18 protein-coding genes are annotated in these 19,453 nt (G+C 47.8%); 9 read left to right on the top strand and 9 right to left on the bottom strand.

Annotation, left to right across the window (positions count from 1 at the left end; genetic code table 11):
* Positions 1-105 precede the first annotated feature (105 nt).
* Positions 106-873: an SDR family NAD(P)-dependent oxidoreductase gene (locus tag CHH53_RS01655; protein ID WP_095214391.1), complete on the top strand. Its 768-nt coding sequence runs from the start codon at positions 106-108 to the stop codon at positions 871-873.
* A 16-nt stretch (positions 874-889) separates the two neighbouring features.
* On the opposite strand, the gene CHH53_RS01650 is transcribed toward CHH53_RS01655, so the two are convergent.
* A complete protein-coding gene (locus CHH53_RS01650; protein ID WP_158221448.1) occupies positions 890-1,852 on the bottom strand; it encodes a LysR family transcriptional regulator in 963 nt (320 codons plus the stop codon).
* Positions 1,853-1,975: 123 nt separating this feature from the next.
* Between CHH53_RS01650 and CHH53_RS01645 the strand changes: the two genes are divergently transcribed.
* Positions 1,976-3,022 (top strand): 2,3-butanediol dehydrogenase, encoded by a 1,047-nt coding sequence (locus CHH53_RS01645; protein WP_095214389.1) that lies wholly within the window; start codon positions 1,976-1,978, stop codon positions 3,020-3,022.
* A gap of 33 nt (positions 3,023-3,055) precedes the next feature.
* Here CHH53_RS01645 and CHH53_RS01640 read toward each other — a convergent pair whose 3' ends face one another.
* The 3 genes from CHH53_RS01640 to CHH53_RS17755 all read right to left on the bottom strand — a co-directional run bounded on the left by CHH53_RS01640 (position 3,056) and on the right by CHH53_RS17755 (position 7,426).
* Positions 3,056-3,988 carry an aldo/keto reductase gene (locus tag CHH53_RS01640; protein ID WP_095214388.1) on the bottom strand — a complete coding sequence of 311 codons (933 nt, stop codon included), beginning with the start codon at positions 3,986-3,988 and terminating at the stop codon, positions 3,056-3,058.
* 557 nt (positions 3,989-4,545) lie between these two features.
* Positions 4,546-6,744, bottom strand: coding sequence for an MMPL family transporter (locus tag CHH53_RS01635; protein ID WP_095214387.1), 2,199 nt, complete (start codon positions 6,742-6,744; stop codon positions 4,546-4,548).
* A gap of 73 nt (positions 6,745-6,817) precedes the next feature.
* Positions 6,818-7,426, bottom strand: a complete 609-nt coding sequence (locus tag CHH53_RS17755) for a TetR/AcrR family transcriptional regulator (RefSeq protein ID WP_095214386.1) — start codon at positions 7,424-7,426, stop codon at positions 6,818-6,820.
* A gap of 111 nt (positions 7,427-7,537) precedes the next feature.
* Between CHH53_RS17755 and CHH53_RS01625 the strand changes: the two genes are divergently transcribed.
* A complete protein-coding gene (locus CHH53_RS01625; RefSeq protein ID WP_095214385.1) occupies positions 7,538-8,473 on the top strand; it encodes an alpha/beta hydrolase in 936 nt (311 codons plus the stop codon).
* 161 nt (positions 8,474-8,634) lie between these two features.
* Positions 8,635-10,119 (top strand): aldehyde dehydrogenase family protein, encoded by a 1,485-nt coding sequence (locus CHH53_RS01620; protein ID WP_095214384.1) that lies wholly within the window; start codon positions 8,635-8,637, stop codon positions 10,117-10,119.
* Between the two features lie 511 nt (positions 10,120-10,630).
* Here CHH53_RS01620 and CHH53_RS01615 read toward each other — a convergent pair.
* The 3 genes from CHH53_RS01615 to pepT form a co-directional block, all read right to left on the bottom strand.
* Positions 10,631-11,236, bottom strand: coding sequence for an alpha/beta hydrolase (locus CHH53_RS01615; RefSeq protein WP_095214383.1), 606 nt, complete (start codon positions 11,234-11,236; stop codon positions 10,631-10,633).
* Positions 11,237-11,250: 14 nt separating this feature from the next.
* The gene (locus CHH53_RS01610) at positions 11,251-11,703 is read right to left on the bottom strand and encodes a MarR family winged helix-turn-helix transcriptional regulator (protein ID WP_095214382.1); all 453 of its coding nucleotides are present in this window, start codon (positions 11,701-11,703) and stop codon (positions 11,251-11,253) included.
* 98 nt (positions 11,704-11,801) lie between these two features.
* Positions 11,802-13,037, bottom strand: a complete 1,236-nt coding sequence (pepT, locus tag CHH53_RS01605) for a peptidase T (RefSeq protein WP_095214381.1) — start codon at positions 13,035-13,037, stop codon at positions 11,802-11,804.
* Between the two features lie 110 nt (positions 13,038-13,147).
* On the opposite strand from pepT, the gene CHH53_RS01600 reads away from it, so the two are divergent.
* The 4 genes from CHH53_RS01600 to CHH53_RS01585 all read left to right on the top strand — a co-directional run bounded on the left by CHH53_RS01600 (position 13,148) and on the right by CHH53_RS01585 (position 17,115).
* The gene (locus CHH53_RS01600; protein ID WP_095214380.1) at positions 13,148-14,248 is read left to right on the top strand and encodes an NAD(P)/FAD-dependent oxidoreductase; all 1,101 of its coding nucleotides are present in this window, start codon (positions 13,148-13,150) and stop codon (positions 14,246-14,248) included.
* Between the two features lie 49 nt (positions 14,249-14,297).
* A complete protein-coding gene (locus CHH53_RS01595) occupies positions 14,298-15,263 on the top strand; it encodes an alpha/beta hydrolase (protein ID WP_095214379.1) in 966 nt (321 codons plus the stop codon).
* A 102-nt stretch (positions 15,264-15,365) separates the two neighbouring features.
* Positions 15,366-16,616 carry an MDR family MFS transporter gene (locus tag CHH53_RS01590; RefSeq protein ID WP_095214378.1) on the top strand — a complete coding sequence of 417 codons (1,251 nt, stop codon included), beginning with the start codon at positions 15,366-15,368 and terminating at the stop codon, positions 16,614-16,616.
* A 91-nt stretch (positions 16,617-16,707) separates the two neighbouring features.
* Positions 16,708-17,115, top strand: coding sequence for a hypothetical protein (locus CHH53_RS01585; RefSeq protein ID WP_095214377.1), 408 nt, complete (start codon positions 16,708-16,710; stop codon positions 17,113-17,115).
* Between the two features lie 72 nt (positions 17,116-17,187).
* Here CHH53_RS01585 and CHH53_RS01580 read toward each other — a convergent pair whose 3' ends face one another.
* Both CHH53_RS01580 and CHH53_RS01575 read right to left on the bottom strand, forming a co-directional pair.
* Entirely contained in the window at positions 17,188-18,156 is a 969-nt protein-coding gene (locus CHH53_RS01580; protein ID WP_095214376.1) for a cation diffusion facilitator family transporter, read from the bottom strand.
* Between the two features lie 18 nt (positions 18,157-18,174).
* On the bottom strand, positions 18,175-18,483 hold the full coding sequence (locus CHH53_RS01575; RefSeq protein ID WP_095214375.1) for an ArsR/SmtB family transcription factor: 309 nt from the start codon (positions 18,481-18,483) through the stop codon (positions 18,175-18,177).
* A gap of 482 nt (positions 18,484-18,965) precedes the next feature.
* Between CHH53_RS01575 and CHH53_RS01570 the strand changes: the two genes are divergently transcribed.
* The coding region (locus tag CHH53_RS01570) for a SulP family inorganic anion transporter (protein WP_255374695.1) at positions 18,966-19,453 on the top strand (488 nt) is incomplete at its 3' end.

Below are 19,453 nucleotides of genomic sequence, written 5' to 3'. Positions count from 1 at the left end.
ATCCCAGCCTCTTTTTGTTTATTTTTTTAAGTGATTCAATTGATAAAGGTAATTTAGTTACCGATAATAAGTATGAAGTACATATTCTGAGAGGGGACTTAAGAGATGGAATTCAAAGACAAAGTGGTACTTATTACTGGGGCGGCAGGCGGAATCGGAATTGCGGCTGCCAAGAAATTCGCTGCTGAAGGGGCGAAGCTGGCTTTGGTGGATCTTTCCAGGGAAACATTGGAAAACGCTGCAGTATCCATCGAGGCAGAGAAATTACTGCTGTCAGCCAATGTTGCGAAGGAAGAGGACGTAGTGAATTACGTACAAAAAACAACAGAGCATTTTGGCCGGATTGATGTATTTGTCAATAACGCTGGTATCAATGGGGAATTCGCGAATATCGTCGATTCTTCTGTGGAGAATCTGGAAAAGGTGCTCGCTGTCAATGTAGTCGGTGCTTTCCTCGGATTGAAGCATGTATTGAAAGTGATGACAGCGCAGAAAAGCGGTGCAGTGGTGAACACAGCTTCCAACGGCGGGTTGCTTGGAGCTCCAGGCATGAGCGCTTATATCGCTTCGAAGCATGCGCTTATCGGCCTTAATAAAACAGCTGCATTGGAAGTGGCTGATTATGGCGTCCGTGTAAATGCTGTTGCACCATCTGGAGTGGATACGGCAATGATGCGTTCCATCGAAACAAATGCGGCAAAAGGACATGAAGAAGAAGCCAGAAAAGGCTTTGAAGCGAGCGTACCGATGAACCGTTATGCTACGGCAGAAGAGATTGCCGATTTGATGCTGTTCCTGGCTTCTGAGAAAGCTTCCTTCATTACAGGCTCTTATTACCGCATCGATGGCGGACAAGGAACAACTTCCGCTTGATTTTGAAACACGCCGGTCAAATGACAGGCGTGTTTTTTATATGCGTGTATAAGTCCGGGGCCGAATGTGCATGTGCCTCTTCCTTGGCGATGATCGTCTCTTCCAGCTCATGTAAAAAGGTCTTGGCTACACGGGAAAGTGTATTGTTTCCGTGATAAACATAGCCAAAAGCGTAAGTTTGATAAAAGGGAGGGGCAAAATGGAGCAGCGTGATGTCTTTGCTTCTCGATAATTCGGCATCGGTCCGGAAGGCATAATCGAATCCGATATTGATTGCAGTCTCATTTTCCACCATATTCCGGATCGTCTGGACATTGTTCGTCGTGAACAGGATGTCGTATTGCAATGACTTGAACTGGCGCATGAAGGCTTGGATATAAGCATCATTATAAAGGACGATCGGCTGTTTGATGAGCATTTCTTCCGTGATGAATTTTTCCTTGGCCAGCGGATGCCGATTATTGACAGCTGTGACCATATGCCCATCCAGCAGTCTTTTAAAGACCAGATTGCGATATTTTTGTACTTCTTTTTCTGTATAGATGACCAGCCCGATATCCACTGCTTCGGCTGCCACTTTCCTCATGATGTGCTGGGAGGTATGCTCGAATAAGGATGCCTTGATATTCGGATGGCGCTTGCGGAATTTAGCGAATAATTCCACGAGAATCTGCATCGGTCCGGGGAAGCTGGCAATTTTGAGCTCTCCATTCAAGGACTCGGTATATGTCTCCGCTTCGTCGGTGAATTCCTGCAGCTTCTCCAGCACAGCCTCCGCATGCCGGACAAGCTTCTTGCCTTCTTCTGTCGGTGTCGTGCCGGTCCGGGAGCGGCTGAATAAGCTGATATTCAGCTCCCTTTCCAGGTTGGTCAATGCCTGGCTCAGAGCAGGCAATGTCACGTGCTGCTCGGCTGCCGCTGCTTTCAGTGAACCTGATCTTGCAATGGCGACGATATATTTCAATTGCTCGATTGTCATGTCCATCCCTCATTTAGTTAAGCAAACGTTTATTTAAGTTAAATGATCCGAAATTTATTATATCATTCAGCAGTATTATACTGAAAATGCAGTCGGAAATGCTGATAAAAGGGGATGTTAGAAATGAAAGCATTACGTTGGCATGACAAGAAAGATGTCAGATTGGAAGAAATCGATGAGCCTGTCATCAAACCGAATCAGGTGAAGATGAAGGTGAAATGGTGCGGCATTTGCGGAAGTGACTTGCACGAATATCTTGGCGGACCGATTTTCATACCCGTCGATGAACCGCATCCGCTGACTGGGGAAGTGGCTCCGGTGACAATGGGGCATGAATTTTCGGGAGAGGTAGTCGAAGTGGGACCTGAAGTGAAAGATTACCAGATTGGCGACCGTGTAGTCGTGGAACCAATCTTTGCAACGCATGGACATCAAGGGGCATATAATTTGGACAAGCAAATGGGCTTCCTGGGTCTTGCCGGCGGTGGCGGCGGCTTGAGTGAATATGTAGCCGTCGACGAAGAGCTCCTGTTCAAGCTCCCGGATTCTTTGAGCTATGAGCAAGGTGCGCTGGTAGAACCGTCTGCCGTAGCTTTATATGCAGTACGTTCCAGTAAAGTGAAAGCCGGGGATAAAGTGGCTGTCTTCGGCTGCGGACCAATCGGCCTGCTTGTCATTGAAGCATTGAAAGCTGCAGGAGCTGCTGAAATCTACGCAGTTGAGCTTTCACCGGAACGCCAGGCGAAAGCGGAAGAGCTGGGTGCCATTGTTGTAGATCCAAGCAAGGTGGATGATACAGTGGAGGAAATCAGGAGATTGACTGATGGCGGTGTGGAAGTTGCTTTTGAGGTGACAGGCGTTCCAGTAGTCTTGCGTCAGGCAATTCAGTCTACTGATATCGGCGGTGAAACGATGATCGTCAGCATCTGGGAGAAACCTGCTGAAATCATGCCGAATGACATCGTTATCCAGGAACGTTCCGTAAAAGGCATCATCGGCTATCGCGATGTTTTCCCTCAGGTGCTATCCTTGATGGAAAAAGGGTATTTCTCTGCTGAAAAGCTGGTAACGAAGAAAATCAAGCTTGATGAAGTGGTGGAAGAAGGCTTCGAAAGCCTGATCAAAGAAAAGAACCAAGTGAAAATACTTGTTCAATCCGAACAAAAATGAAGAAAAAGCGGATGCCCGGGCATCCGCTTCTTCTTATCGGAAAATCTTATCGATAGCTTCGATATCCTCAGCAGTCAATTTGACATCCAATGTCTTCAGGTTATTCAGTACTTGTTCCGGACGTTTTGCTCCAGGGATGATGGCATCGATGCTATCGCGAGTCAGGTACCAAGCGAGCACGACATGAGCAATCTCTGCATCCTTCCTGGAAGCGATGCCCCGCAGCTGATCCACTTTTTGAAGATTCTGTTTGAAGGCTTCTCCTTGGAACAGTGGATCGTTCGCACGCAAATCATCAAACTTCGTATTCTCATCGTATTTACCGCCAAGCAAGCCGGAGGCAAGCGGGAAGTAAGGTACGAAGGAAATATTATTTTCGGCTGTATATGGAAGCAGGTCTTTTTCCGCACCGCGTTTGAAAAGATTATATTCCGATTGCAGCACATCTACATAGCCATCGACATTCGCTTCTTTAAGCTGTTCGATAGAGAAGTTGGAAACACCGATGCTTTTGATTTTACCTTGGTCTTTCAGTTCTTTCAAAGCGCCGACAGCTTCTGCTTTCGGTGTATCTTCATCAGGGAAATGGATATAGAATAAATCGATATAATCCGTCTGCAGACGTTTCAAAGCACTTTCCACCGAATCCTTCAGGAATTTCGGCGAATTATCCATCTTCGTCCCGCCATCGATGATTTTATGGGCAGCCTTGGTTGCGATGACGATATCGTCGCGTTTTCCGCTTTCTTTGATTACTTGCCCGACAAGCTCTTCGGATCGTTCTGGTCCATAAATAAAAGCTGTATCAAAGAAATTCATCCCATTTTCGATCGCTTGGCGGACAACCTCCTTGCCTTGTTCCTCATCCAGATTCGGATAGAGGTTATGGCCTCCGACCGCATTCGTACCGACTCCAATCGGATTAACGTATAATCCTGACTTGCCTAACTGCACGCGTTCTGTCATTTCTTGCTCAGCTCCTTTTCATTAGTCTGTCTTAACTTTAGCAAATGCATGTGCATATATGGAAAGGATTTGCTTGGACAAGAATGGAAGGGGAATAGGGTGAAAGTGATCCTGGTAATGTGATAGAAAGTGTTGTTTGCCTGGACATATGAATTTGGACTTTTGAATAAGGGCCGGAGAGGGATGGTCGTTGTGAATGGAGCAATTGTCTGTTTTCTTATTTTATCCCTTTTTTGATTTTCGCTATGTTCCTATCAAAAAGGAAAGGGGCCTTGCTATGACACAATGCCCGGGAGCGAAAAAGCCCAATCTATGATGAAGTGGCTTTATGCAATTTCATGGGGAAGATTATCCAGGTATCAGCTTTGGTATCCTGCTATGTGCTTTAAGTGCAAAGTTTGATATCGAAGTATCATCGACAATAGGGCTTATTTTACTGTCAGCTCTATGACTGTTTGCATTACGCAAATACAAAAAAACAGATTCAAAAAGAATGGCGTGTGAAATCGTATTTCGATTTCACACGCCGCTCTTAGTCATCATCTTCCCGTGTCAAATCAAGCCTGTGCCTTCTGTTCATTCTGTTCGGATTGCTGTATGCGCTTCCTCCAAGGCCAGAATGCCCATTTGCCAAGAATGGCTGTCATGGCTGGTACGAGGAAAGGACGGACAAGGAAGGTATCCAGAAGTACACCTATTGCCGTGATCGTCCCGAAATGAACAAGAATTTGAATAGGCAGAGTCGTCAAAACGGCAAATGTTGCTGCCAGGATCAAACCTGCAGAGGTGATGACACCGCCGGTATGGGCAACACCGTCTGCAATCGCTTGTTTAAGCGGCATCGTTTTGCTGCGTTTCCAAATGCTTGAGATCATGAAGATATTATAATCTTCCCCAAGCGCAACGATGAATACAAATGCATACAGCGGGATGAATCCTTGGATTGCGTCGACGCCGAATCCATGATGCAGGATAAGCCAGCCGAGTCCCAATGCGCTGAAGAAGGAAAGCAGGACGGTCGCAACGAGATAAATCGTTGCAGTCACGGAGCGTAAATATGTCAGCAGCAGCAAAGTGATGAAGCCGACAACGATGGGGATGATCCATTTTTCGTCATGCTTGGTCACTTGCTGTGTATCATATTGTTCTGCTGTCTGACCGCCGATCCAAACGCTGTCGGCATCACCGGTGACAGCTGCCACGGTTTCTTTGATGTCGGGAACGTGAGCCATTGCTTCGTTTGAATAAGGGTTTTCATTCAATTCAAGCTGGATACGGATCAGTCGATCATTCGATTTTGCTTGCTCGGGATCCACCACAGCCGCCGTATAAGGTAAATCGTACAAAGCAGCATGCACTGCTTCGGGGTCATCTGTTTCCGTGATGACCGATACCGGGGCAAGCTCTCCTGCATTCATATGATCTTCGAGGATTTCAAAGCCCTCCTTTGAAGGCATGCCATCCGGAAAGGAAGACAGCGTATCATACGTATAGGTGATGCGCGAGGAAATTCCGGCCAGCACACCGAGTACAACGATGGTGATGATGGCGATTTTCCAAGGATGTTCCGTGACAAGGCTGCCGACAGCATTACCGATTTTGTTATGGGGCTTCTTGGTATGGACAGGCTTTCCTTTGTCTTGTGCTCTCTCCTTTTGCATCTCCGCTGTTCTGGGAATGAAAGGGAAGAAGGAGACACGGCCGATGATTGCAAGCAGCGCTGGTACAAGTGTCAGGCTCGCAAGCAGCATAATGAAGATGGATATCGCGAAAGGTATCGCGAATCTGTTGATGGATCCGTAGTCTGCAGCGAGCAAGACCAGCATCGCGACGATGACCGTCAGCCCGCTCATGGCAATAGCGCCGCTTGCAGAAGCAAGGGATCGGATAAGTGCTGTTTTCTTGCTTTTTATCTCCCAAAGATTTTCCCGGAAGCGGGTGATCAAGAACAGGCAGTAATCGGTACCTGCCCCGAAGAGCAATACAGTCATGATTGCGAGTCCTTGTGAATCAAATGAGATCGACTCGGCTTCTCCCAATGCACCAAGGATCGGACTGATGACCAAATAAGCAAATCCGACACCGATAAGAGGCACCAATGCCAATATTGGAGAGCGATAGATGACCAATAGGAAAATAAGCACGATCAGTACAGTTGCAAAGAGAAGTGTGGTATCCCCCTGAGAGAAGAGGCTGACAGCATCGGCAGAAATACCAGCTGGACCTGTCGTCCGAACGAGTAAGTTGCCGCTGTCCAATCCTTGTTCGAATGGATTCTGCTCAAAGGCATCATTTGCTGCAGATTGGATCTTTTCAAGCCCTGCTTCCACTGTATCCGCAGCTGTTCCGTCAGCAAACAGAATCGGCATGACGAGTGTGGTCCCATCATCCGAAAGCTGTTCCTTCAAAGCTGGAAGCGGGATATCCTGAAATGGGGGAACTGCGGCAGCTTTTATCTCGGCATCCTGCAAACCTGCGCTGTACTGCTGTATTGCCTTCAGATCTTCATCCGAAAGGCCATCTTCCTGGTACCAGGTCAGCAAAGCAGGCAGACCGCTGTTATCGGAGAATTCTTCTTCGATGATGCGCGCCGCTTCCTCGCTGTTTGTGTCATTCAAGAATGTTTCGGCTTGTTCGTCTTCCTGTGAGTTTGCTTGCGGCAAAGCAAGATTCAATGCAAGTGCAAGGACAATCCAGGCTGCTAAAATGACCCATCGCCCGGATTTACTGCTTATGAATGCACCTATTTTTTGCATGCATATTCCCTCCTAATTAATTTATCGATCGATAAGTTATACCCGAAAAATAAAAGATTATGTGCATAATCTTTTATTTTTTCCGGATTCCATCAAAAAGGATATCTGCGAGCATCTTCGATTTCTTGTCGGCGAACGTTCTTCTTGCTTCCTGTTCCTGCTTGGAAGGAGGGAGGGAAGATTTCATCATTTCGAGGACGAAAAAGCTCAGCTCCATCGGTGATGCAGAAGTCACTGATTTTATCTCCCCTTTGGCCATTCCCTCCGTGACTGTCTGCATCACAGGATTGAAGTAGCTCCTCATCCACCAATCCTGGATGGTTTTCTGATGTTCCTCATCAATTTCATATTGCAGATCATGAAACATCTGCGTCATATCACCTTGATGGTTCATGATCATAAAATAGGCTATTTGCCGTATACGATCCTTACTATCAGCATGATCCTGCAGTACATGTGCCATCGCTTCTTCTGTCTGCACCATGGTGGAACGGACAACCTCCAAATAGATGGCCTGTTTATTAGGGAAATGGTGATATAGAGCAGGCTGTGTAATTCCGCATTCCTCTGCGATGCGGCGGGTGGATATCGCCCTGTAGCCGTGTGTCATGAAAAGCCGTTCAGCTGTCCCGATAATATTCCGCTGCGTCTGTTCAGCGGAAACTTCTTTTTTCCTCGCCATATGTCTAACCTCTTCAATAACTTATCAAATGATAAGTTAACTCATTTTATTTTAAAAAGCAACACTTGATATGCTTATTGTAAAATATAATACAAATAAGGGGGTAGTGATATGGGAAAGAAAGGTATATTACTTTCTGCTGCGGGCCTTTTCGGAGGATATACGCTGCTTGTGACACAGCTCGTCAATAAGGAGCTGCGCCATATGAAAGCCTTCACGGAGGAAGAGACGATCAAACGTGAGGTGGAGGCCGGGCGCTACGACAAAGCAGCTTATGATAGACTGCGTAAGGAAGAGTTCGATGTCCCTTCCAATGAGGGGAAAATATATGGCACGCATTACGTGGGGAATCCAGATTCCAGGCATGTAGCAGTCATCTCGCATGGAGTGGCTGTCACTAAATATAATTCCATCAAATATATGAACATATTCCTGGAGCTGGGCTTTAACGTCGTTTTATACGATCAGCGCAGACACGGACTTTCCGACGGCAGCAGTATTACGTATGGCTACCACGAAAGACATGATCTGGCTCGGGTGATCCAGTGGACGAAGGAACGGTATGATTATGATTTGAAATTGGGTGTGCATGGTGAATCCATGGGAGCAGCAACCGCGCTGCTTTATGCAGGGACAGTGGAGGATGGTGCCGATTTTTATATAGCTGACTGCCCTTACAGTGATTTTGCAGAACAGGTTGCCTATCGGCTGAAAGTTCAATTCCGTTTGCCGCGTCAAGTTTTCTTGCCGGCAGCAGAATTGATTGTCCGGAAAATGGATGGATACCGCTTCCGGGATGTATCCCCGATAAATGCCATAGCCAATATCGAAAAGCCTGTCCTCTTTATCAGCAGTCTGCCAGATTCGTATATTCCAGTGCAAATGACGAGGGACTTGTACGCACGGAAACAGAAGGGGTACAAGCAGCTGCATTTATTCGAAAAGGGCGATCATGCCATGTCCTTGGCCGAGAATAAACAGGAGTACGAACGAGTGGTGAAACGATTCCTGCAGGAGATAGGGATGGAGGCTCAGCCTGTCGGCTGAGCCTTTTTCCATGTCGAAATTTAGCGTACCTTTCTTCCATGCTATCAATTGCTTTCCAAGATAACAAGGTGCTACCATAGCTATTGTAAGCGGTTCCCGAAATCGTCATCTTGCATCACGACGCTTAGACAAAACTAGAATACAATCTGAGGAGGATTTCTATGAGTCAATTAGCAGCAGGTGTGCATGAGAAAGTGGAGCGTTTTTTGAATGGAACGAAGAAATTGTATATCAATGGAGAGTTCACGGCAAGTGCAACGGAGAAGACATTCGAATCATACAACCCAGCTACTGGTGAAGTACTGGCAACTGTCTATGAAGCCGGGGCAGAGGATATCGATCGTGCGGTGAAAGCAGCGCGCCAGGCTTTCGATGAAGGTCCGTGGTCGACGATGACAGCAGCGGAACGAAGCCGTATCATGTACAAGCTGGCCGACTTGATGGAAGAACATGCAGACGCACTTGCCCAGCTCGAAACGCTGGACAATGGGAAACCGATCAGGGAAACGACAAACGCGGATATTCCGCTGGCTATTGAACATATGCGCTATTACGCAGGCTGGTCGACAAAAATCGTCGGACAGACAATACCTGTGAACGGCCCATATTTCAATTACACAAGACATGAAGCGCTTGGTGTGGTAGGACAGATCATTCCGTGGAACTTCCCGCTCCTGATGGCGATGTGGAAGCTCGGTGCGGCACTGGCCACTGGCTGTACGGTGGTACTGAAGCCAGCGGAGCAGACACCGCTGTCCGCATTATACCTAGCAGAACTGGCAGAGGAAGCAGGATTCCCGGCTGGCGTTCTCAATATCGTGCCTGGATTCGGCGAAACAGCGGGCCAGCCGCTTGTCGATCATCCGCTCGTGGATAAGATTGCTTTCACCGGCTCCACCAGCGTCGGGAAGCAGATCATGGCCAATGCATCGAAAACATTGAAGCGAGTGACGTTGGAGCTTGGCGGCAAGTCCCCGAATATCGTTTTGCCGGATGCGGATCTGACCAAGGCAATCCCTGGTACGCTGAACGGTGTCATGTTCAATCAAGGACAGGTATGCTGCGCTGGATCACGTGTCTTCATCCAGAAAAAGCAATTTGATAATGTGATTGCCGATATGGCTTCCCACGCAGAAAAAATCAAACAGGGCGCTGGCATTCATGCAGATACCGAGATTGGTCCGCTCGTATCATTGGAGCAGCAGGAACGAGTGCTTGGCTATATCGAGAAGGGAAGAAGTGAAGGGGCGGAGCTCGTCACTGGCGGGGGCAAACCGCAGGAGCAGGGCTATTTCGTCTCGCCGACGATCTTTGCCGATGTACGGGATGAAATGACGATTGCCAAGGAGGAAATCTTCGGCCCGGTCATTTCGGCAATGCCTTACGATGACCTCGATGAACTGATTCGCCGGGCGAATGACAGCGAATACGGCCTGGCTGCCGGCGTCTGGACACAGGATGTCACAAAAGCACATTATATCGCCAACCGCCTCCGTGCCGGTACAGTGTGGGTCAACTGCTATAATGCCTTCGATGCGGCATCGCCATTCGGAGGATATAAACAATCCGGTATCGGCCGGGAAATGGGTTCGTATGCTTTGGATAACTATACCGAAGTGAAAAGTGTTTGGATCGGAATGGAATGAACAAAGCCTGCGCATCCCATGCGCAGGCTTTGTTTCCTTTATAGTAGGCAAACCATTGAAGCAGGTTCAATGCGGTGTACGTCTTTGCTGCACGTATACTTTGACAATCCAAGTCAATCGACTGATGAATATCGCCATCCCCAGCAGAAGATAAAGAAGTGATCTGTCCAGTTCATTCCATCCTATCAAGGATGAATAGATGATTCCTATGGAGAATAATATTAGGAGGCTATTAAAGGTTATGGTGAATGTCTTATATGATCTGTTCAATTTTAGTCCCTTCCTCTGCATAAACGAAGTAGCATGTACAAGACAGCTCTATATTTAAATAATTTCTTTCATTTCAGTTAAATTATACCACAAAATAAACTGGTATGCCCTGCTGAACAAAGGAAGGGGAAGAGTCGTGTGGGTTCCATTGCGAGATATTCTGCCAAGAGAAAAAGCCGAACATGGGCAAATTTCTCATGTTTCGGCATTTTGTGTAATCAGAATGCTTGGTTCCAGGCGCTCAGAAGTGTTTACGATACCACTCCGCTGCTGCTTGGACTTCTGTATGGGTCAGGCTGTGTCCATTGCTCTCCCAGTGAATGGATGGTTCAGCGCCAGCATCGCGAAGCATTTGCTCAAGCTCGATTGCCTCGGATCTCGGGCAAATGGGATCATTGTCGCCTGCCGTGATGAAGACAGGCGTTCCTTGCTGCTTGGCGAGTTCGATATGTCGTCTAGGCACCATCGGATGATGCAGGATCGCTCCTTTTAGCGAATCGCTGAAATGGTAGAGGAGGCTTGCTGCAATATTGGCACCGTTGGAGTAGCCGACTGCGATTATCTGATCCCGGTCGAATCCGTATTTTTCAGCTGCTTCATCAAGGAAATCACGCAGCTCCCCGGTACGGAAAATCAAATCCTCTTCATCGAAGACCCCTTCTGCAAGACGTTTGAAGAAGCGGGGCATACCATGTTCGGAGACATTTCCCCGTACGCTCAAAACCGCTGCGTCAGGATCGATCATATTAGCCAGCGGCAACAGATCTTTTTCGGTACCGCCCGTACCGTGCAGCAATAGAAAGGTCGGTTTGTTTGCTTGTTTGGCTGCTTTGAAAACATGAATCATCTTTATTCCTCCTTTTATTTATTGATGGAAGCACCCTCGGCATATAATCCCAGTGTTTTGATATGCTCGATGACTTGCGCTTTTTCATCATCGTCAAGACCTGCCAGAATGCTGTGGATCGCTTGTTCATGTTTAGGGAAGTAGTCCTCCATGAATGCGCGGCCCTTATCTGTCAAAGTGGCAAAGGTAATGCGCCGATCCTCCGGGCAGGGACGTCTTCTGATCATCTCTTTCTGGACCAGGCGATCCACTACATACGAGATGCTGCTGCTGGATAATAAAACTTTACTGCCGATTTTCTGGATTGGCTGGTCTCCTTTATGAAATAACAGTTCCAGCACAGCGAATTCCGTTAAATTGATTCCTTGCTTCTTGATATCCTCCTCGACCCGCTTTTTGATGGATTGGAGAGCCCTTGTCAATACAATGAATAGCTTTAACGATAAGCCTACGTTATCTGCCGCCATAGTCGTTCACGCTTCCTTTTATCTCGAATTCGAGATAATTATATGCAATTATGGTCAGGTTGTCAACAAGGAAGGAGCCGGGGGTTCCGGCTCTGTGTTTATTTGGCTTGTTCCTCGAACAGTTTTGCGATTTCGATGATGACTTTTGTAGCTTTTTCCATATTATCGACAGAAATGTATTCGAATTTTCCGTGATAGTTCTCGCCGCCGGTGAAGACGTTCGGGGTCGGCAAGCCCATATAAGAAATCTGTGAGCCGTCCGTTGCACCGCGGATTGGTTTGATCACTGGCTCTATATCCAGGCGTTTCATGGCATCGGATGCAATGTCGACGATTTCCATGACAGGCTCTATTTTTTCACGCATGTTGTAGTATTGGTCACGCATATGCAGCTCGATGCTCTTGTCACCATATTCAGCTCGGAGCTCTGCGGCGATTTCTTCGAATAAAGCCTTTTTCGCCTCGAATTTGTCCCGATCATGATCACGAAGGATATATTGGAGTTTTGTCTGTTCCACATCTCCTTGGAAAGAAAGCAGGTGGAAGAAGCCTTCGCGGCCTTCCGTATATTCCGGAGCTTCATCCTCAGGGAGCTTGGCATGGAATTCCATGGCTATTTTCATACTGTTTACCATTTTGTTCTTTGCTGTTCCTGGATGCACATTGTTGCCGTTGAACGTGATTTTCGCCTGGGCGCCGTTGAAGTTTTCATACTCCAGTTCGCCTAGCGGACCGCCATCCATAGTGTAAGCGTATGCTGCACCGAAAGCCTCCACATCGAATTTATGGGGACCGCGGCCGATTTCTTCATCGGGCGTGAAAGCGACGCGGATTTTGCCATGCTTGATTTCCGGATGCTGGATCAAGTATTCCATCGCGGTCATGATTTCGGCGATGCCGGCTTTATTATCGGCACCGAGAAGTGTTGTGCCGTCTGTCGTCATCAAAGTATGTCCCTTGTAGCCAGGCAATTCAGGAAATTCGGCTGCGGACAGAACTACATCAAGCTCTTCATTGAGGGTGATATCATTTCCGTCGAAGTTCTCGATCACCTGCGGATTGACATTCTTTCCGGTGAAATCCGTCGCGGTATCGACGTGGGCCATGAAACCGATCACAGGTACATCTTTGTCGGTGGTAGCCGGCAGTGTCGCCATTACATAGCCATTGTCATCGATCGTCACTTCTTCCATGCCGATCTGTTTCAGCTCATCGACTAGCATATTGGCGAGCTCAAGCTGCCCTGGGGTGGAAGGAGTCGTTTCGATGTCTTCATTGGATTGTGTATCCACTTTTGCATATGTAGTAAGACGGTCGATCAATGTTTGTTTCATCATCTTCATCTCCTTGAAGTTTATGCTTCTAGTGTAGCACGAAAGGTATATCCTGAAACAGCTGCAGCATCTGTGTATAATAGGGAGAAAAAGAAACTGGGGGAAGTACTATGCATATTGCAGTTGTCGGCGGAGGTATTGCCGGAGCGAGCACAGCCTATCATCTGGCAAAGGCCGGGAAGAAAGTGACGATCATCGATTCGAAAGCGAAAGGGCAGGCCACAGCAGCTGGAGCTGGCATCATTTCCCCGTGGCTGTCCAAACGTGTCCGGATCAAGCCTTATTTTACCCTGGCTAAAGCGGGTGCGCTTTATTATCCGAGCCTGCTGGAGCTGCTGAAGGAGGATGGCCAGGCAAATGTCAGCTACAAGCAAGTAGGGGCATTATATGTCAGTGCCAGTAAGAAGCGGCTGGATGAGCTGGAGAAGCTCGCCTATAAACAGAGGATTGACACACCGGAAATCGGGGAAATCAAGAGGTTGAGTGCAGAAGAAGCCAGAGGGAAATTCCCGCCGCTGCGCGAGGATATGACGGCTCTCTATCTGGAAGGTGCGGCGCGTGTGGATGGACGGCAGCTGCTGCAGGCTTTGCTTGAGGCAGGAGAAAAGCACGGCGTTCGGTATAAGCAGGGGGAAGCTGTCTTGCTCCATGAAGGAAACAACAAAGTCCTTGGAGTACGTGTCGGTGAGGAGATGATCGAGGCAGATGCAGTCGTGGCAGCGGCAGGAGCTTGGATCAACAATCTGCTGGAACCAATCGGCCTAAAGCTGCCAGTCGAACCGCAGAAGGGTCAGATCATGCATATGCGTGTGGATGCAGATACAAGTGATTGGCCGGTCATTCTGCCGAAAAGCAGCCACTATTTGCTTGGCTTCGACGACGGAAAAGTCGTGGCAGGAGCCACGAGGGAAGTAGGCTCAGGCTATGATACGAAACTGACAGCCGCGGGTATGCAGGAAGTGGTGCGGGAGGCACTGAAGGTCGCGCCGGGTCTCGCGGATGAGGAAGTGGAAGAATTCCGCATCGGTCTGCGTCCTGCAGGTCCGAACCCTTATCCGATCCTTGGTCCGGTCCAGGCTGTGGACGGACTTCACCTGGCAGCCGGATTCGGCCCTGCTGGTTTGAATCTTGCTCCATACTCAGGGAAACTGGTAGCAGAGGCAATACTTGGACGGACGGAAGGCATGGATATTACACCTTATTTGTTATAAGCTAATAAGAAGCAGCGTATGAGCGTACAGAGAGGAGGAAAGAGATAGCATGTTGCGGAGAAAAAGGGTATGGATTCCGGGAGTCATCATTTTGGCGAGTGGTGTCCTGCTCCTCATCGGCAGTCTCTTTTCTCCTGAGATTAGAGCTTTTATGGCAATCGATCAAAGCGATGGACAACCGGATATGCCTTATCCGGATAATGTCGCAGCAGTGAAGGATATTGCCTATCCAACTGAAAATTATGATGGCAGATTGGATTTCTATTATCCGGAGGATGCCCAAGGAGCACTTCCAATCGTCATCTATATTCATGGCGGCGGATGGGTCGGCGGCGACAAAGAAGCTCAGAATCCATTCACTATGTGGATAGCTTCCGAAGGTTACTTGGTTGTGAATGTGAATTATGGGCTGGCGCCGGAATATACTTTTCCTTCCCAGCTCTATCAATTGAATGATGCAATCAGTTTTGCATTGCGGGAAGCCCCCCGTTATGATGGCGATACAGAACGGGTCTTCGTCGGCGGAGGCTCAGCGGGTGCAAATCTTGCCGGCATGGTCGCGGCAATGGCAACCAATCCGACAACGGAATCCGTCATTGGTGAGAATTCGGCGCTCCAGCCGGACCAGCTTAAGGGGGCATTGCTGTATAATGGTGTCCTGAATCTGGAACAGGCACAGCAGACGGGCTTCAATAATATGACGACATTTCTTTGGTCTTATACTGGTAATAAAGACTTCATCGATGATCCGCGTCTGCGGGATATGTCACCGGTGTTCCAGATTACCCCGGATTATCCCCCGACATTCATTTCATCCGGTGAAACCGATAAACTGCATTCGCAAAGTGTGGAGATGGCAGATGAATTGGATGCGGCCGGGGTAGAGGTGGAAAGGATGTTCTTCGACGCTTCCCATCCAGCAGCCGGGCATGAATATCAGCGAAAATTATATTTGGAGGAAGCGCAATACAGCTTCGATCATATGATCGATTTCCTTCGAACGCATTCGGAATGACCACAAGGGAAAATCCTTGTGGTCATTTTTTATTTTCATACCCTATGGAATTTACTGTAAAATATCTATACAATTAGAAAATACAGAAAAGGGGGGGATACGATGCGGTTTCGGGATTTTCATCCAAATATAAAGATAAGGCTTGTGGAATCCTTCGTTTCCAGTTTGATCGGCAGTATGGTGACACCATTCATGACCATCTATCTGGCAATGCATTTCGGAGCGAAAGTAGCTGGACTGCTGCTGCTCGTCAATGTATTCGTCGGAATCGGGATGTCATTGATTGGCGGTTACTTCAGTGATTTATTCGGGCGGCGCAAGATAATGCTGCTGGCTGAAACACTTAGGCTGGTGGCATTTTTCATGATGATGGTAAGCAATTCACCGTGGTTCGAATCACCTGAGATTACATATGGCATGATCATGCTGAACAGTGTTTGCTGGGGACTGGCAGGGCCGGCCAATGATGCGATGCTGATTGACGTCAGTACACCAGATCAGCGGCGGCTGATTTATTCCATCGGCTATTGGGCGAGTAACTTGTCCATTGCTTTAGGCGGAATCGCCGGTGCGTTCATGTTTGAGAACTATTTATTTGAATTATTCCTGGCGCTGACAATCACGGCAGCGGCAACATTGTTCGTGGTCTACTTTTTTATCGCGGAGACACATTTTCCGCAGAAAGTGGAAGTCAAGCCATTCCAGCACATCACCCAAATCTTTGGCACTTATCAGTCCGTCATGCGCGACCGGCTGTTTGTCTGGTTCATCGCAGGGGGGATCTTGGTTTTGAGTATGGAATTCCAGCTGACTAGTTATATTGGTATCCGGCTGGCAGAGGAAATGCCAACACAGCAATTTCTCTTCTGGGAAGTGGATGGCGTGAAAATGATGGGGCTTTTGCGGAGTGAAAATACGATCCTGGTTGCTTTGCTGGCCTTATTTGCTGCCAAACTCATTGCCGGGATGAAGGATAGAGTGGTACTTGTCGCCAGCTGTCTCATCTTTACGATGGGTTATGCTGCGCTGACATTCTCAAATGATATTTGGGTGCTGTTCATCATGATGGCAGTACTCACCGTCGGGGAAGTGTTCCGGGTGCCTGTGGAACAATCCTATATGGCGGCGATCCCTCCAGATGATAAACGCAGTGCGTATATGGCTTTCGGGGGACTTCAATATAATCTATCCATGCTGATTGTCTCGTTGACAGTCACGCTCAGCGGATTCGTGTCATCCATCGCGATGGGCATCTTGCTTACCCTGATCGGTCTGGCAGGGACTTTCATCATGTATATGATCACTCCGCAGCTGGATATCCGGAAACTTGAAGCAGAACAAAAGGCAGTATGATTACGACAAGTGCGGACACAATCGGACAGAAAAGTACATGCATAGTATGAAAATAAGAAGGAGCAGGGCGCGCAGAGAGGGGTAGGAGAGCTTGGAGCCCGCAAAGAACAGTGATTACATCTCGCGTACAGAGCTCTTGGAAATGCAGCTTAAGCTTCGGGAGGAATTTCAACGGGATATCGATGGCATCAGGGAAGATTTGGTCAGCATCAATAAGAAACTGCTGCCTTTGGGAAAGTGGCTTGAAAACATTGACAGTCACACAGCAAGAATGGCTGTTACACTGGAAAAGCAAATGGATGCACAGAATCAGATCATGGAGAAGCTGTATGAACAGGAAAGGAAAATACAGGAACTCGAATCGAATGCCACTTTCAAAAAGGAGAAGCTGCGAGTCAAAGGTGCTATCTTAATCAGTATCATTTCTCTGCTTGGTGCTGGTTCCGGCGTTGTCATGATATTTGGAAAGCGCTTGGCGGAACTGTTATTCGGCAGCTAGTTTTTTAATCATATCCAGATTCAAGTTCTGCTCCTTCCGCATAAAAAAGACGAGGATCATTCCTCGTCTTTTTCAATGCGCATGGATATGTGTATGGGAATCGGCATCGTGCTGGCACATGAGGGATTCTTCATGAGTATGGGCAGCTGTTTCCATCTGGATGGTCACATGACCGATTCCAAGGTGCTCCAGATCATGCTCGATTTTCCGCAACATGACCTGACTCTGCTCGACCAGCAAGTCACCTTGTACGACTGCGTGACAGGAAAGGGCATTCTGTCCGCTGGTGATGCTCCATACATGTAAATCATGAATGGAGATGATACCTGGTGCCTTTTCGATACAATCAATGATTTTTTGCATCTCTACATTGCGAGGTGTACCTTCCATCAGCACATGGATGGCATCCTTCGTCACCCGCCAGCCGCTCAGGATCACCAGGGCGGCAACGATGACGCTTGCAGCTGGATCGGCCCAATTCCAGCCGAACAGAAGTACGAGCAATGCAGCAGCAATCGCACCGACTGACCCAAGCAAATCGCCGATAACATGCAGGAAAGCTGCGCGCACATTCAGATTCTCACTTGTATCACCGCGCATCAGGATCCAGGCAACCAGAACGTTGACAAGGAATCCGATAATGGCAATGATCAGCATACCGCCTGATGCTATTTCTGCAGGCTCGCGGAAACGCTGGATTGCCTCATAAAAGATATAAAGGGAAACAAGGATCAAGGTGACGCCATTGAATAGCGCAGCAAGTATTTCAAACCGTTTATAGCCGTAGGTCTTGCTGTAATTGGCTACGCGCTCACCCAGAATGAAGGCAAACAGACCGACGCCAAGTGATACCGCATCACTCAGCATATGCCCGGCGTCCGAGAGCAGGGCGAGGCTGTTTGTCAGGAAGCCTCCGACAGCTTCCAGCAGCATGAATCCTGCCGTCAGGATGAAACTGATCAGTAAGGCTTTTTTATTCGCATTGTGTCCGTGATGATGGTGATGACCATGTCCATGATCATGTGCATGTCCGTGTCCCATACATATTCCTCCGATAGATTAATTATGGCAGGCGTGGCTGATGGCTTCTGTCAGTAAATCGATGACGTGTTTGTCATCGTGTGAATAATAAATTGTCGTACCTTCCCGTCTCGATTTGACCAGCCGGATCTTTTTCATCGAGCTCAGCTGATGAGACACGGTGGATTGATGCAGCTGAAGCTTCTCTGCTATCTGATTGACACTGCATTCCTGATCGAGCAGCAGGTGCAGGATCCGTATGCGTGTCGGATCACCGAGGGCTTTGAAGATTTGCGAAACATGTGTCAGCCTCTCTTCTGTCAGTTCCGAATGTGTATCATGCTTCATATGCAGACGCTCCTCTTATTTGCTTATATGCATATATTAGCATATATAAATACTCTAAGCAAATTCTAATCTTACTTTCATATATAAGAATCCTATCAATCAAAAGAGGAAAATGGCATGATGGCTGGCTGTAAGCCATGCGATAAGTAACAGGCAGAAAGAGTCAGGAAGAAAGTATCTCCCCGATAAGGAGCTTACAAATATTTTACAAAGAGACCCCCATACGGCGATGTTTACCAGGATTTTATGCATCCGGCTCTATAGAGGCAGGAGGATAGTTAGGATTAAGAAACTAAACAAAGTAAATATCCTTTTATGAGAATGGCAAGATTTATAGCCTATGGGTACGATATACAAATTTCGGCTTTTGTCGAATACTTATACCCAACGAATTTGCGGAAGGGAGGTCGGAGCGGGGAGCTTCTTGCAATGTATGCAATTAAGAAAAACAAGGTGACAACAAAAAGGGAGGTAGTGATGAAATGAAAAGACTTGGAAGATACAGCGGCTATGATTTGCAGGCGCTGCGCCGGGATATCATTGCGGGCATCATTGTCGGTATCGTCGCCATTCCGCTTGGCATGTCCTTTGCTATTGCGTCGGGGGTCAATCCTGAATATGGACTGTATACAGTCATCATCGGCGGTCTGCTTATTTCATTGCTTGGCGGATCGAGATTCCAAATTGGAGGACCGACTGGAGCGTTTGTTCCGATTCTGTTAGGCATTGTCATTCAATTTGGTTATCAGGATCTCCTGCTGGCCGGGATGATGGCGGGGATATTGCTTGTCATATTCGGGCTGCTCAAGCTCGGCAGCTTGATAAAATTCATCCCGCGTCCAGTAGTGGTCGGGTTTACGGCCGGCATCGCCGTGATCATCTTCACCGGACAAATAGGGAATTTCACAGGTATTCAAGCGGAGCAAGAAGAAGGATTCCTTCAAAAAATGCAGGCATTGCTTGCGGCCGC

Origin of the sequence: Terribacillus sp. 7520-G, assembly GCF_002271665.1 — a bacterium.
Classification (GTDB): domain Bacteria; phylum Bacillota; class Bacilli; order Bacillales; family Amphibacillaceae; genus Terribacillus.
The sequence above is the reverse complement of the archived record's forward strand: the minus strand, read 5'-3'. Positions and strand labels throughout refer to the sequence as shown.